Consider the following 14,491-nt stretch of genomic DNA (forward strand, 5'->3'; position numbering starts at 1 on the left):
CCGATCTCGTCAGTGCCACCAGGGAGTTGAAGTCTCGATTTGCGAGCAACCCAGCGCGCTATGTGGTACAGTAAGAACAAGAACGACGATTACAGCAACAGAGGAAGCCTGAAGCGCGGCGACAGAACAGGCCAATTCATTCATTACGGACAATACCAGGCCTTATGAGGGCCGAATAAAAGAAAGGGGTAGATCGATATCATGGCAAGCATAACTCAGTTGAAGCGCAGCAGCCCGGAAGCCGAGGGCATCCCCTCCTCGGCGGTCCTGGATTTCATCCGGGCAGTTGAGCAGCACACCCACCCGTTGGACGCGGTGCTGGGCTTCATGCTTCTGCGTCACGGGAACGTGGCGGCAGAGGGATGGTGGACGCCCTACGGGCCCCAATTCCCGCACTCGCTCTACTCGCTGAGCAAGAGCTTCACCTCCACCGGCATCGGCCTGGCAGTGGCCGAGGGGTTGCTCACGGTGGATGACCCCGTTCTGAAGTTCTTCCCCGACGACTCTCCGGCGAATCCTAGCGAGAACCTGAAGGCTATGCGCGTGCGGCACCTGCTGTCCATGAACACCGGCCACAAGGAGGACACGTCCGGGCACGTGTTCGGAGGCGAAGACGACAACTGGCCCCGCACTTTCCTGTCGCTGCCCGTCGAATACCAGCCTGGCACGTGGTTCGTCTACAACACCGCGGCCACGTACATGCTCTCGGCCATCATCACCAGACTGACGGATGAGCCCCTGCTAGACTACCTGCGCACGCGCCTGTTCGACCCTCTGGGCATCGAGAACCCCACCTGGGAGATCGACCCGCGCGGCATCAACATCGGCGGGTCCGGTCTACACATCAAGACGGAGGACATCGCCCGCTTCGGCCAGATGTATCTGCAGAAGGGCAACTGGCACGGCAGGCGCATCCTGTCGGAGGCGTGGGTCGCCGAGGCGACGAGCGCCCACTCCGACAACAGCAACACCCAGACCAACCCCGACTGGACGGTCGGGTACGGCTACCAGTTCTGGCGCTGCCGGCACGATGGCTACCGCGGCGACGGCGCCTTCGGCCAATACTGCATCGTCATGCCTGAGCAGGACGCGGTGCTGGCCATCATCGGCGGCGTGCGGAACATGCAGGCTGTACTGGACAAGGTCTGGGAGCATCTGCTGCCCGCCATGCAGCCGGAAGCGTTGCCCGCCGACCCGCAAGCCTACGGCGGGTTGTACGACAAGCTGGCGGTCCTGTCGCTGCCGCTGCCGAAGGGGCAGCCCTCGTCGCCCAAGGCAGAGCAGTGGTGGGGGCAAACGTACAAGCTGGAGAGCAATGATCTGAAGCTGGAGAGCGTCGCGATCAAGTTCGGCGACGAGCGCGGCACGCTCATAGTACGCGACGAACGCGGCGAGCACCCGATGCAGGTCGGCTACGCCACGTGGCTGAAAGGGACCACCGACATGCGCGGGTATGGCGACGAACCCGTCGCCGCGTGCGGCGCCTGGACGGCGGAAGACACCTACGAGGTGAGGATCTGTTATTACGAGGGCGTGTTCTGCCCGGTCTTCCGCTTCTACTACACGAGCGACAAACTACAACTGGAAGTGGAGCCGAACGCATCCTGGGGCCCCACGACGGTCACGACGATCACCGGCCGCGTGGTCGGTTGAGGTAACGCTAAGATCCTTGCAAAAGAGGATTGTCGTTCCCTTCACGAAGCAAAAGGACAAGCCTTGTCTCGTGAAAACAAGTGGCCAATAAACCACGAGAAATCACTAGACAATGTTATGTCCTTGGAACTATAGTATAGATGACATCAAGTGCGCTGTCCGATCTTTTGCCTATTCGGGTGCCCTCGCACACGCCCGTGCGGGACTCGGCGCTGAGACCCATAGAGAAGATGGTACCTGAAACACTATCCTTCCCACTATACATAGGAGCTTATGAGCACACAGTATACCAACACCATCTACCTCATTCGCCATGGAGAGAATCTCGCAAACGTTACTGGAGAGTTTTCCTACAAACGCATTGACTACTCGCTAACGGCCAAGGGTGTGCTTCAAGCACAACAAACCGCCGCCCATCTACACGAATGGCATATTGATGAATTCTTCTCTTCGCCCCTCAAACGCGCCCGTGAAACCGCCGAAATTATCGCTGAACCGCATCATCTACCAGTCACACTCTTTGAAGAGTTCCGCGAACTAAATGTGGGTGATCTCGAAGATGCCGCGCCCACCGCTGAGAACTGGGACTATCATAACAATATCCTGGCGCAGTGGTATCATGGTCACCTCGACGTCAGCTTCCCCAATGGAGAGAGCTTCCTGACCCTGACCGAGCGCGGCAAACGTGGCCTGCATAAAGTGACCTGGGGCAAGCAGGGGCGCGTGATCGCCATCGCCGGACACGCAGCCATTTTTACCGCCCTCGTCTCGGCGATCTGTGGTCCCGAGAGCCTGGAGACCATTCGCAGAGGCAAAAAGCACAACTGCTCAATTAGCGAGATCGAACTCACCACCAGTGAGCACGATGTCGTGGGCAGGCTGGTACAGTGGGCAGCCTGCACCCATCTCTCAGGCGAGGCCGCGAACTTCGTGCCTGCCGTTCCCGAATTCAAGAAGCAGTCAGCAGGGACAGAAGAGGTGACGCAGGTTCGTTAGGACCCGCATCACCTCCCTTTCTTAAAGGACTCGGCAAAAGACGGACTTGAGATAATTGGTTTCCGGCATTGCCAGGTTGGTAGGATGATCCACGCCATGGGTATAGGACTCCAGCAGTTGTACCGTGCGCTTCTGACGCTGGGCACTATTGGAGACGACCCCCAGCAGATCGTCCATACCAATCACGCCAGAGCATGAACAGGTCAAGAGAATCCCGCCTGGACGCAAGACCTGCATGCCTAGGGTATTGAGGCGACGATAGGCTTTAAGAGCCTGCGTACGCGCACCCTGGTTCTTGGCGAAGGCCGGTGGGTCCAGTATAACCACGTCAAAGCGCTCCCCACGCTCTGCGGCCTGTTCCAGGTACTCAAACACATCCTCGGTATGAAACTCGTGCTTGCTGGCATCCAGGCCATTCAGGGCAAAATGCTGACGTGCCGCCTCAATAGCTGGAGCAGAGGCATCTACGCTCACCGTCTGTGTCGCTTCTGAGCTCAGGGCCGCGTAGACCGAGAAGCCCCCGCTATAACTGAAGCAATTGAGCACACGCCCACCTCGCGCATATTTGCGCAAGGCCTCACGCTTATCGCGCTGATCCAGGAAAAAGCCCGTTTTCTGTCCCCGCCAGGGATCAACAATGAAGCGCACGCCGTTCTCAAAGATCTCGATCTGCTGGGGCACCTCTCCTGCTGCCACGCGTGGCTCCTCTATCTCCAGACCCTCGCGGCGACGTGCCTGGCTCTCGTTGCGCAAGAGAATTCCGCGTGCGCCCGTCTCCGCGAGCAAGGCTTCAAGCACCTGGGGCAGCAAGCGATCCATACCTAGAGTATGCACCTGGGCAACCAGGATGTCGGCGTAGTGATCCACCACCAGGCCCGGCAGGCCATCTCCCTCCGAGTGAATCAGGCGATAGGCATTGGTCACACCCGGCACAAAGACCTTGCGCAGCTCCTGCGCCTCGCACACACGCTTACGCAAAAAGTCACCATCGATAGCCTCTGTGTTATCGCGTGTCAGGATACGGATCGCGATATCCGTCTGGGGATTATAGTAGCCGCGCGCCACAAACTGGCCTGTCGAGGACTTCACGTCCAACAGGGCACCTGGCTCGACCCAGCGTGGTGGTTGCTGTAAGGCGCCAGAGAAGATCCAGAGATGGCCTCCAAGCAGGCTCTCATCACGATGGGGTTTTAAACTCGCTGTAGGGTATTGCACAGATGACACTGATATAACTCGCTCTCTGTTTGTGTTGTTTTTGCTATTATCGCATACGCAGTGAAGTCGTTAAGTTGTAGGGTCCAAGCCAGCTTGGACCCTACAACCTTCTTCATTGGAACGAAGCATTCACGTAAAAAGGCATGAATTTGAAGGAGGACAATGCCCCTCCCCCAAATTCATGCCTGTGGTACATTGTGCATACAGGCTATTCGTTTGCTTCCAGGCTACCAGTGGAACGACAAAGCTTACTGTTTGTTCAAGCGAATGGCTGCAATCAAAGGGTCGGTATGATGCTCGGATTGACGAATCTCAGCTTTGCGCAGGTTGAAGGCGCTGTTGATAAGCGCGATATGCGTAAAGGCCTGGGGATAGTTCCCCAGCGCGCTGCTGGTATTGGCATCCACCTCTTCCGAGAAGAGTCCCAGGCGGCCAGCATATTTAAGCAAGCGCTCAAAGAGCGAGCGTGCTTCGTCGACCCGGCCCTGCATGGCGAGATTATCCACCAGCCAGAAGGTACAAATGGTAAATGTCCCTTCGTGACCGGCGAGACCATCCTGAGAGATATAGCGGAAAACAAAGCCATTCTCGTCCGTCAAGCCTTCAATGATACGGTCCACGGTTGAACGCATTCTCGGATCATCGGGTGGGATAAAGCCTATCAAGGGCAGCAAGAGATTGGAGGCATCCAGGGCAGTATCCCCATAAGATTGGGTGAACGCGCCGACGCTCGTGTTGTAACCGTTCGCCAGGATGTCGGCACGAATCTGGTCTCGCACCATCAGCCAGCGCGGCAGGTCCGCTTCAAGGTTGAGTTGCTGCGCGGCACGAATGCCCCGGTCTAAAGCCACCCAGCACATCGCCTTGGAATAGACATAGTGCCGGTCATCGCCACGGATCTCCCAGATGCCGCTATCGGGGTCCTGCCAGTGCGCACAGACATGCTCCACGAGGTCGCGCATTAGATTCCATAGCGGACCATCCAGTGTCTCACCATAGCGCTCAAAGCTGCCCTGGCGCCGGTAGAGGTGGATACAGTCCAGCACCTCACCGAAGACATCCATCTGTCTCTGCCTGGCGGCCCCATTGCCAACGCGTACGGGGCTTGAACCGGCATAGCCCTCCAGGTAAGTCAGTTCTTGCTCGGCCAGGTCACGCTCGCCACGGATACCATACATAATTTGCAACGACTCGCCATCCGCGTATGTGAGGCGCCTGAGCCAGTGCGTAAAGGCGCGTGCCTCGTCGGTAAAGCCAAGGACGTTCAGGGCATAGAGCGTAAAGGTCGCGTCCCGCAGCCAGGTATAACGGTAATCCCAGTTGCGTACCCCACCCATATGCTCGGGCAGCGAGGTCGTGGGGGCCGCGACAATGGCTCCTGTGGGGGCATAGGTCATCATCTTTAAGGCCAACGCGCTCCGCTCCACCGCCTCGCGGTACGGCCCACGATAGTTGCAGGTCGAGAGCCACTCGCGCCAACAATGCAGAGTATGTGCTAGTTCAGAATCGAAATTGCGTTGATGCAGTTCGCCCTCGACCAATCTTCGCGTCGCCTGCATGTTGCGGCCCATACCCACCGCGAAGAGCAAGCGCTCGCCCTCTGAGAGCATCACGTTCAATACAACCGAAGGATGCCTATCTTCAGCGTCCTGTACGACATTGAGTGTTAAGGATGGATGCAGGTGTGCGCCAATAATAGCCAGGCCAACGTATTGGTTTCCACCTGAAACGAGAACGCCTTTGTTCCCAGGAACCAGGCTGACCTCGCTGGGCGAGGCAGCATAATTTGGACTGACCTTGAGTGTCATAGTTACAGGCATCTCGCCATGGGTACATTCGGCAATACGCACCATGCAGTGGCATGAGCCATCTTCACGCGTCCAGGTATTGTTATTCATCCCCTGGTACGGCCAGGCACGCAAGGTTTCTACCGGCATAAAGTCGGTCAGGAGTAATTCGCCAGTGGTACTGGTAAAACGGGTTTGTAAAACATTGCTACCTTTCAGGTAGCGCTGGGTCCCCGGCATAGGCTCGGAGGGGGCGATTTGAAAGTAGCCACCATGCTCGTGATCAAGCAATCGACAGAAGATAGCTGGACTATCGAAGTCTGGCAGGCATCCCCAGTCAACTGACCCGTCGGGCGCGACCAACAAGGCTGAATGACAATCGCCAATGACTCCGTATGAATTAATTGGTAGATAAGTGCGATTGAATTCGGTCATCCCAACCATTTAGACTATACTTCCTAGAACTGTTCGGCGTTGAACTGTTCGCCAACATCCTTAAAATTCACTAAGTTTATTATTAGAAAGCCCTTAGAACTCCTGATTGGAGCCTTATATCAGGGTTAGACGCAGGACCCCGGAGAATAGTAACAGATTTTTCCATAAGTTTTTTTTATGGCTCATCACCCCCCCTGGCAAGTTGCTAAGGTCCGTCGCCACGCCTTCTCAAAACCAATGGTGACATATATAAAAATGACAAAAAATGATTATATATATGTCACCATATTTCACCCCTTTTTAGAGCCAGGCATGTATACTACTCGTATCAGTAATAACACCCGGACACTCTAATTTCTTCTCTAATAGAGCATATAGGAGGCCACATTTAGGAATCAAGGCATCTCCACGTTTTAATAGTCTTCCACGTATCACTAAGGGAAGAAGTTACGCCAAAGATACCATAATTTGAGGAGTTTGTATGCAGATATTAGCACAAATGGTTCGCCATCCTGCGGGACGCATCGGCCTGACACTGGGTCTGACGCTCGGCGTTCTGGCAAGCTTGCGGGGCAATGCCAGTAAAATTCTGCTTTTCGCTGGCCTCTGCCATTTTCTCGCTGGTCGGACGGCGCGTACTTAAGATAGCAAGAAGCGATGTTTGCGGCTCTGCCAAAAACATCGCTTCTTGCTACCATCCCCATCTTTCCTAGTCCTCGCGCCTGCGGCGCTCGCTTAGTAAGTAATGTAGGAATGGGCCCTGGTAGCCGAAGGCTACCAGGGCCCATTCCTACATTACTTACTAGAAATACTGAGGGTCCAGGGTGTTCTCTTGTGTTGACTTTAGCGTGCGAGTTGTTCACAGGCATGGGTGATCAGGTAGAGAAGCTGGGCCAGGCCATCGGCAATGGGGGCTACAGGGACCCACTCCTCAAGTGTGTGGGCCTGCCTGCCTTGTGAGACGCCTACACATACGGCGGGTATCCCCTGACTCAAGGGTATATTGACGTCCGTACTGGAGGCTACGAGGCGAGGCTCAATCTCAATCCAACGCAGAGCCTCTTGCGCCAGGTGCACAAGCGGCGCGTCAGGCGCAATCTTTCCCGCTGGTCGCGCACCAAGGATGGTAATCACGCCCTGAAGTCCTTCGCCAGGCGAGGTCTTGACGATGGCTCGCACCTCGTCGGCAAGCCGGCCTAGCGCCAGCACATCCGTAGAGCGCATATCTAGCAGGGCCGAGGCACTGGCGGCAATTGTATTGACCGATGTACCTCCATCGATAACTCCCACGTTATAGGTAGTCTTGGGATCTTTTGGCACCTGGATCTCGGCAATTTGCGCGATGATACGCGCCAGGCCATGAATGGCGCTGGGACGCCCAAAGGCGCCATAGGAATGGCCGCCAGGACCATTGACGGTAATGCGCCAGCGCAGCGAGCCCACGGCTTCATTCACGATATACCCCAGGTTACCATCGATGGCGATCACGGCTCCCAGTTGCTGTTTATAACGCTCGACGGCCGCCCTGGCTCCACGCAAGTTGCCCAGGCCCTCCTCACCTACATTTGCGGCTGCCACGATATCGATGGATGTCTCCTGCTTGAGCAGATCCAGCATCTTGAGCAGCGTAAGCATAGAGGCCACGCTCAGGCTATTATCGCCAATACCAGGCCCATAGAGTACGTCACCCTCGCGACGAACGTTGAGCGGCGTGTCCTGGGGGAAGACCGTGTCCAGGTGCGCCAGCAGCAGCAAGACGGGGCCAGTCCCTCGCCCGCGTCGCACGTACACATTGCCGACTTCGTCATGCTCACAGCGATAACCACGCTCCTCAAACAGCCCGGTTACAAATGCGGCCCGTTGCTGCTCACTGCCGGTGGGGGCAGGCACCCTACAGATGCTCTGCGTGAGCGTGGCGACCTCTTCGACATATTCACGCGCCAGGCTTCGCATACGCTCCAGTTCGTCTTTTGAGAGTGTCATGAGTCCTCTACGCCTCCTTGAGCCATTGTGCGACCTCTGGCGCGAAGTAGGTGATGATCATGTCCGCGCCAGCACGCCGCAATCCTGTCAGTACCTCCATGATCACACGCCGCTCGTCAATCCAGCCCTGCTGGGCCGCGGCTTTGATCATAGAATATTCACCACTCACATTATAGACAGCAAGCGGCAAGTCGCAAGACTCACGCACCCGGTGAATGACGTCCATATAGGCCATCGCGGGCTTGACCATGACGATATCGGCACCTTCGCGAATATCCAGCTCCACTTCGCGCAGAGCCTCGCGAGCATTAGCCGGGTCCATCTGATATGAGCGCCGATCCCCAAATTGCGGAGTTGAACCCGCCGCCTCGCGGAAGGGACCAAAGAAGGCGGAGGCGAATTTGGCGGAATAGGCCATGATCGGAGTCTGCTTGTATCCTTGCTCATCGAGCACATGGCGCAAGGCTCCCACGCGTCCATCCATCATATCTGAAGGAGCAACAATATCCGCGCCCGCCTCGACATGCGAGGCCGCCATGCGCGCCAGGAGCTCCAGCGATTCGTCGTTGAGGACATCTCCATTATGGATGACGCCACAATGCCCATGGTCGGTATATTCGCAGAGACAGACATCCGTAATCACGAGCAGCTCGGGAACAGTGGCCTTGAGGAGGCGAATGGCCTGCTGGATAATGCCCTGCTCAGCATAGGCCTGTGAGCCAACGGCGTCCTTCTCCGCAGGGATGCCAAAGAGCAGGATCGCGGGAATGCCCAGTTGTACCAGGCGCTCCGCCTCTTGCTCCAGCAACTCCAGTGGCCACTGCACAATGCCAGGCATGGATGCGATGGGCTGCGGCTGCGTAATGCCTTCCGCAATAAAGATAGGATAGATTAAATGGCTGGTCTGCAAATGGGTCTCACGCACCATGGAGCGTAGCGCCTCGTTCTGGCGCGTCCGGCGCATGCGAACAATCGGAAAATTGGCTGTCATTGTACCCAGGGCTCCCTTTTCTATGCTTGCTGACGTAATACGGTCTCAATGCTCTGCACCATCTCTTGCAACTGCGCCTCTTCTTGCGCTAGTGAGAGAAAGCAAGACTCAAACTGCGAGGGCGGCAGGTAGTAACCTCGCTCCAACATCTCCCAGAAGTAGCTGGCGAAGCGCTCAGTGCTGGCACGTTTGGCGTCCGCGTAGTTGTGAACTGGCTCGCGGGTAAAGTAGAGGCAGAACATGGCGCCGATACGTACTATTTGGCCATCAGTATTGGTATCGTGCAACATACGCGTGATGCCTTCGCCCAGGAGCTGGCTCTTCTGCTCTAATAGCTCATACTGGCCCGGCTTACGCAACTCTTTTAGAGTCGCGATACCTGCGGCCATCGCCAGGGGATTTCCCGAAAGTGTGCCCGCCTGGTACATGGGGCCCAGCGGCGCGACCACCTGCATAATTTCGCGTCGCCCACCATAGGCCCCCACAGGGAGACCACCGCCGATGATCTTGCCAAAGCAGGTCAGGTCAGGCGTGATCTGGACGCGTTCCTGCATACCACCCAGCGCCACACGGAAACCTGTCATGACCTCGTCGAAGATCAGCAGAGCGCCATGCTTCGCAGTAAGCTCGCGAAGCAGCTCCAGAAAGCCTGGGACCGGGAGCACCAGGCCCATATTGGCGGCCACAGGTTCGACGATGACCGCAGCAATCTCATTGGCATACGTCTCAAAGACCTGCTTGATTGCTTCTTTATCATTATAGGGAACTGAGAGGGTATTGGCCGTGGTCTCGCTGGGCACACCGGGGCTATCGGGCAGGCCCAGCGTAGCTACACCCGAACCAGCCTGTACCAGCAGCATATCCGCGTGTCCATGGTAGCAACCGGTAAATTTGACGATCTTGCTGCGACCCGTGTAGGCGCGTGCGACGCGGAGTGCACTCATAGTGGCCTCGGTACCGGAATTGACGAAGCGGATCATCTCAACCGAGGGGACGCTCTCGATCACCAGGCGTGCCAATTCGGTCTCGGCCTGAGTTGGGGCGCCAAAGGTAAAGCCTCGTTTGCTGGCCTCAGTCACCGCCTCAAGTACGCTGGGATAGCCAAAGCCAAGAATCATCGGCCCCCAGGACTGGACAAAATCGAGATAGCGATTGCCGTCGACATCATAGAGATAGGCGCCCTCAGCGCGCTCCAAAAAGACGGGCTCTCCGCCTACCCCACGAAAGGCACGCACCGGGCTATTGACGCCACCGGGCATGACCTGTTGTGCCTCCTGAAAGAGCGCACGCGACCTGGACAAATTGAGCTTGCGCTCACTCGCGCTCTGCTGACTCATGTTAACGCTCCTCTCTCTACACATGGGACGTGGTGTGGTAGTGTAACCCGCTACTTGCGTGCGCGGCTACACTACCACACCACGTTCCCTCCTATTTCTATTCGTGTTCTACGCACCAATGGCGTCGAGGATCTGGTCGATCTCCTCCAGGACGCACATAAACATGGGAGTATCGCGCAGGGTGTACTGACTGGCCTCGGTCTCACGCAGCTCCTGCACCAGGTCGAGGAAATCAGCGATGCTATCCGACTCGAAAGCGACGACGAACTCCTGGTCGTCGATACCGAAGGAATAGGTGGTATTGAGTTTGATCTGCGGATATTTCAGACCCACACGAATATGCTCGTTCATCATGCGCTTGCGCTCTTCGAGCGAGAGCATATACCAGGGACGCGTCTTGACGAAGGGGTATACAAAGAGGTACTTGCTATCCTCGGGCGAGATCACCAGGCGTGGATCGTGCGCGCCTCGCGCGTTTTTCCCCACATAGACCGAACGCTTGGTCATGGCCAGGAAGGCCTGCGCCTCGCGCAGGTAGGGACCCATTGGGCTACGGCGAATCTGGCTGCTCAGCCAGCGCAGGTCCTCAGCCTCGTAAGTCGCGGTCCAGAGCATAAAGTCGCAGTCGGAGCGCACACCGTAGAGGCCATAACTACGGATCAAGGCACGCTCAGAGTAGGCATCAACAATGCGCTTAAGCTCGCGCTTGCCCTGCTCGCGTACCTCGGCGGGCAGCAATTGCCACTGCTGATCCAGTTTATAGAAGGTGAACCGTACCAGCTGGCGCGGCTGTTTGGGTTTGGGCTGAGCGGGCGCGGCTGCGGGAGCCGTCTCCTGCGTCTCGTGCTGCACCGGTTGTGTGATCTCAGTTGTCTGTTCTGCCATAATACTTTTTCCTCTATCATGAATTATTTCAGTAAAACGCAAAAATATAATTTACTCTAGTTTAGGCACTCACAGCGTGATTGATAGCCTCTACCAGGCCATCAATCGTAAAGGTCTGGGCCTCAATGTCGACATGCAGGCCCAGGTCGCGTGCGGTCTGGGATGTGATGGGGCCGATACTGGCGATGCGCACGTCTGCGAGCAGTTCCGTAGCGTCCAGGCCTGCCCCCTGCGTGCATGAGTTGAGCCAGGACACAAAGTTACGCACCGTCGAGGAGCTGGTAAAGGTCAGGACATCCAGTTCATGGCGCTGTAAGCGACGCAGAATCTCACGCCCCTGCTCATCGTCGCTCGCGACCGGCCTGGTATAGTAAGCAGGCACCTCATCTACCTGCGCGCCTGCCTGCTTCAATTCGACCACCAGCACTTTACGCGCCTCGGCGGCCCGCGCCAGCAGGATACGCTGGCCCTGTAGAGAGAGCTCCTTTTGCCGCGTCCACTCGTGCATGGCCGCAATGACGCCCTCGGCTACATATTCGTCTGGCACGAGGTCCGCATGCAGGCCATAATCCTGCAAGGTCGCGGCTGTCGCCGGTCCAATGGTGGCAATGTGTAGCCCGGGCGAGACCTCGCGTAAGCGCGCAGGTTCCAGGCTCAGGGTGCGCAGGCGTTGCATACAGATGGAGACACCATTCGCACTGGTCAGGATCAGCCAATCATAGGCCAGGGACTGCTCAGCAGCATACAGGCGGTGTAGCGCGGCGTCGAGTTGGCTCCAGTCCTGGGGTGGCTCAATACGAATGGTGGGAAACTCAATAGGCAGCGCTCCCAGAGCGCGCAACCGCTCGCTAAAGGTTGACGCCTGTTCGCGTGTACGCGTAACCAGAATACGCTGACCCTGTAGAGATTGAGTAGCTGCCTGCATCTCAGACATGTTGCTGCTCCTGCACACGACTCCCATCAAGCTCCGCGATAATATCGTGCGCGCCCTGCGCCAGCGCTATCTCAGCCAGTTCGATGCCTAGACGCTCGGCATTCTCCAGGAAGGCATATGCGTTCCAACCCGTCTCCTGCTGCACGAGAATCCGTCGCTGTCCATCCAGGCTCGTTACCAGCCCACGCAGCACCAGGCGCTCATCGACGATATGGGCATGGGCCGCGACCGGGAGATAACACCCCGCGCCCAGGCGACGCATAAACATGCGCTCGGCGCTCGTTGCGGCCTGGACGTTCTGATCCTGCAAAGGTGCCAGTAGCTCACGGAAAGCTGGCTCGTCGCGAATCTCCAGGCCCAGCGCGCCCTGCCCTGGCGCGGGCAGCATCTGCGCAACCGGGAAATAACTGAGCTTCCCCTCCAAGGTGGCTTGCAGGTCCAGGCGATGTAGTCCCGCCGCCGCCAGGATGATAGCGTCATACTCGCCCGCCTCAAGCTTACGCAGGCGTGTATCAACGTTGCCACGCAGCGAGAGGATCTCCGCGTTGGGGCAGAGATGACGAATCTGCGCGGTACGACGCAAACTACAGGTACCAATGCGGGGAGCGCGCCCAGGCGTTATCCCTTCCAGTGTGCCCCGCGCCGAAATATGTAGGTCACCCTTTGAGACAAGCACATCGCGCACATCCTCGCGTGGTCCCGGCGTAAGCACACAGAGTCCCTCTGGCTGCGCGGTTGGCAGATCCTTCAGGCTATGTACCGCGATATCGATACGCCGCTCCTGAAGCGCGCTCTCAATCTCAGTGACAAAGACACCATCGCCACCAATGCGCGAGAGCGGCACACTCGTCACGCGGTCGCCCGTGGTGCGAATCTGCTCAATCGCGATTTCATGGTCTGGCCACTGCTGATGTATCCGCTCGATGATCCACTGCGTCTGTATCATGGCGAGCTTGCTGGCCCGTGTTCCGATCGTGATTCGTTTCATTCTCATCTTCCAAGGCAAAGAGATAACGCGTAGCTTCGGCGTAGACATGCCCCTGCCCAGCCGCTGCCGCGTCCTTCAAACGTAAAGTCGGTGTATGCAAAACTTTATTGACAAGGCGATGGGTTAATTCTTGCATAGCCGCCACCTCTCGCTCCGAGAGCGAGGCGGAGAGTTGGCGAAGTGTACGAGCAAGTTCCTGCTGGCGCAGCAGTTCGACCTGCTTACGCAGGTCGCTGATCGTGCCAACTACGCTCAATGAGGAGAGCCAGCGTTCAAAGGCCTCGACCTCTTGTGCGATAATTGTGCGTACGTGCTCGGCCTCTTGCCAGCGCAAATGAATACCTCTGTCCACCTCAGACTGCAAATCATCTATATTATAAAGATGTACGCCAGGCAGGTCGACGACTCCGGGTTCGACATCACGAGGAAGCGCGATATCAACTAGCAAGAGCGGGCGGCCATCACGCCTGACCATGACCTGCTGCATCATATCCAGAGTCATGAGAGCGCGCGGAGCTTTGGTAGAACTAATTACTACATCGGCATCTACCAGCGCGGGGAGCAGCTCAGCAAAGGTACGATGTTTCGCACCTATCGCCTCGACCAGTTCCGTGGCATGCTCATAGGTGCGATTGACAATCGTCAAATTATGCGCCCCATTGTCATAGAGATTGCGCGCCGCCAGTTCACTCATCTGGCCCGAGCCAACCAATAAAACGGCCGCCTCCTCAAGCCTGGGAAAGAGATGGCGTGCTAGTTGCACGGCAACATGGCTAAGAGAGGCGGCGCTGCGGCTGATACCTGTCTCATTGCGCGCGCGTTTCCCAGTCGTGATTGCGGCACGAAAAAGCGCCGAGAGGATGGGGCCACTCAGACCCGCCCCCTGCGCAATCTCCAGTGCGTCTACGACCTGCCCTTGAATCTGAGGTTCACCGGGAACGAGAGCGCGAAGACCACAAGCCACGCTAAAGAGGTGGTTTACGGCTTCCTGGCCGGTGAAAGTGTAGCAGTGCTCGAGGAGCTCCTCGCCTGCCACCTCCCGCGACTCACTTAATACACGCAATACGTCAGCAATTCCTTGCTTTTTATCCTCACATACAGCGTAAAGCTCAATGCGGTTACAGGTTGAAAGCAGCACACTCTCTTGTGAAATCTGGCGCGCCGCACTCAGGACCTGAGGAACCTGGCGCGCGGAGCATGAAAGACGCTCGCGCAACGCGATAGGTGCTGTCGTGTGATCGGCACCAACAACAACAATATCCATGCAAACCTCAGAAATCTCAAAAA

General features: G+C 57.1%; 12 protein-coding genes. 3 read left to right on the forward strand and 9 right to left on the reverse strand.

What is annotated here, in order from left to right:
• The first annotated feature begins 201 nt into the window (after positions 1 to 201).
• The gene (locus JMJ16_RS17405; protein WP_201383510.1) at positions 202 to 1,653 is read left to right on the forward strand and encodes a serine hydrolase; all 1,452 of its coding nucleotides are present in this window, start codon (positions 202 to 204) and stop codon (positions 1,651 to 1,653) included.
• A 273-nt stretch (positions 1,654 to 1,926) separates the two neighbouring features.
• Positions 1,927 to 2,649 carry a histidine phosphatase family protein gene (locus JMJ16_RS17410; protein ID WP_201383512.1) on the forward strand — a complete coding sequence of 241 codons (723 nt, stop codon included), beginning with the start codon at positions 1,927 to 1,929 and terminating at the stop codon, positions 2,647 to 2,649.
• 21 nt (positions 2,650 to 2,670) lie between these two features.
• On the opposite strand, the gene JMJ16_RS17415 is transcribed toward JMJ16_RS17410, so the two are convergent.
• On the reverse strand, positions 2,671 to 3,873 hold the full coding sequence (locus JMJ16_RS17415; RefSeq protein WP_201383514.1) for a class I SAM-dependent rRNA methyltransferase: 1,203 nt from the start codon (positions 3,871 to 3,873) through the stop codon (positions 2,671 to 2,673).
• 239 nt (positions 3,874 to 4,112) lie between these two features.
• Complete coding sequence (locus JMJ16_RS17420) at positions 4,113 to 6,095, reverse strand: glycoside hydrolase family 15 protein (protein WP_201383516.1); 1,983 nt, start codon at positions 6,093 to 6,095, stop codon at positions 4,113 to 4,115.
• A gap of 472 nt (positions 6,096 to 6,567) precedes the next feature.
• On the opposite strand from JMJ16_RS17420, the gene JMJ16_RS17425 reads away from it, so the two are divergent.
• On the forward strand, positions 6,568 to 6,729 hold the full coding sequence (locus JMJ16_RS17425) for a hypothetical protein (RefSeq protein ID WP_201383518.1): 162 nt from the start codon (positions 6,568 to 6,570) through the stop codon (positions 6,727 to 6,729).
• A gap of 200 nt (positions 6,730 to 6,929) precedes the next feature.
• Here JMJ16_RS17425 and JMJ16_RS17430 read toward each other — a convergent pair whose 3' ends face one another.
• From JMJ16_RS17430 to hemA, 7 genes are all read right to left on the reverse strand, one after another.
• Positions 6,930 to 8,069, reverse strand: coding sequence for a M20/M25/M40 family metallo-hydrolase (locus JMJ16_RS17430; protein ID WP_201383520.1), 1,140 nt, complete (start codon positions 8,067 to 8,069; stop codon positions 6,930 to 6,932).
• 7 nt (positions 8,070 to 8,076) lie between these two features.
• Positions 8,077 to 9,060 (reverse strand): porphobilinogen synthase, encoded by a 984-nt coding sequence (gene hemB, locus JMJ16_RS17435; RefSeq protein WP_201383522.1) that lies wholly within the window; start codon positions 9,058 to 9,060, stop codon positions 8,077 to 8,079.
• A gap of 20 nt (positions 9,061 to 9,080) precedes the next feature.
• Positions 9,081 to 10,397: a glutamate-1-semialdehyde 2,1-aminomutase gene (hemL, locus tag JMJ16_RS17440; protein WP_201383524.1), complete on the reverse strand. Its 1,317-nt coding sequence runs from the start codon at positions 10,395 to 10,397 to the stop codon at positions 9,081 to 9,083.
• 108 nt (positions 10,398 to 10,505) lie between these two features.
• A complete protein-coding gene (locus JMJ16_RS17445) occupies positions 10,506 to 11,282 on the reverse strand; it encodes a chlorite dismutase family protein (protein ID WP_201383526.1) in 777 nt (258 codons plus the stop codon).
• Positions 11,283 to 11,343: 61 nt separating this feature from the next.
• A complete protein-coding gene (locus tag JMJ16_RS17450) occupies positions 11,344 to 12,216 on the reverse strand; it encodes a uroporphyrinogen-III synthase (protein ID WP_201383528.1) in 873 nt (290 codons plus the stop codon).
• Complete coding sequence (hemC, locus tag JMJ16_RS17455; protein WP_201383530.1) at positions 12,209 to 13,162, reverse strand: hydroxymethylbilane synthase; 954 nt, start codon at positions 13,160 to 13,162, stop codon at positions 12,209 to 12,211. The genes JMJ16_RS17450 and hemC overlap by 8 nt, the downstream gene beginning before the upstream one ends.
• Complete coding sequence (gene hemA / locus JMJ16_RS17460) at positions 13,107 to 14,468, reverse strand: glutamyl-tRNA reductase (protein ID WP_201383532.1); 1,362 nt, start codon at positions 14,466 to 14,468, stop codon at positions 13,107 to 13,109. Before hemA ends, hemC begins: the two co-directional genes overlap by 56 nt.
• Between the last annotated feature and the right edge of the window lie 23 nt (positions 14,469 to 14,491).

The organism is Ktedonobacter sp. SOSP1-52, assembly GCF_016587395.1.

Bases quoted from the DNA above. Each gene is read 5' to 3' on its own strand.
- JMJ16_RS17405 (WP_201383510.1), top strand. From the start codon at position 202: ATGGCAAGCATAACTCAGTTGAAGCGCAGCAGCCCGGAAGCCGAGGGC.
- JMJ16_RS17410 (WP_201383512.1), top strand. From the start codon at position 1,927: ATGAGCACACAGTATACCAACACCATCTACCTCATTCGCCATGGAGAG.
- JMJ16_RS17420 (WP_201383516.1), bottom strand. From the start codon at position 6,095: ATGGTTGGGATGACCGAATTCAATCGCACTTATCTACCAATTAATTCA.
- JMJ16_RS17425 (WP_201383518.1), top strand. From the start codon at position 6,568: ATGCAGATATTAGCACAAATGGTTCGCCATCCTGCGGGACGCATCGGC.
- JMJ16_RS17430 (WP_201383520.1), bottom strand. From the start codon at position 8,069: ATGACACTCTCAAAAGACGAACTGGAGCGTATGCGAAGCCTGGCGCGT.
- hemB (WP_201383522.1), bottom strand. From the start codon at position 9,060: ATGACAGCCAATTTTCCGATTGTTCGCATGCGCCGGACGCGCCAGAAC.
- hemL (WP_201383524.1), bottom strand. From the start codon at position 10,397: ATGAGTCAGCAGAGCGCGAGTGAGCGCAAGCTCAATTTGTCCAGGTCG.
- JMJ16_RS17445 (WP_201383526.1), bottom strand. From the start codon at position 11,282: ATGGCAGAACAGACAACTGAGATCACACAACCGGTGCAGCACGAGACG.
- JMJ16_RS17450 (WP_201383528.1), bottom strand. From the start codon at position 12,216: ATGTCTGAGATGCAGGCAGCTACTCAATCTCTACAGGGTCAGCGTATT.
- hemC (WP_201383530.1), bottom strand. From the start codon at position 13,162: ATGATACAGACGCAGTGGATCATCGAGCGGATACATCAGCAGTGGCCA.
- hemA (WP_201383532.1), bottom strand. From the start codon at position 14,468: ATGGATATTGTTGTTGTTGGTGCCGATCACACGACAGCACCTATCGCG.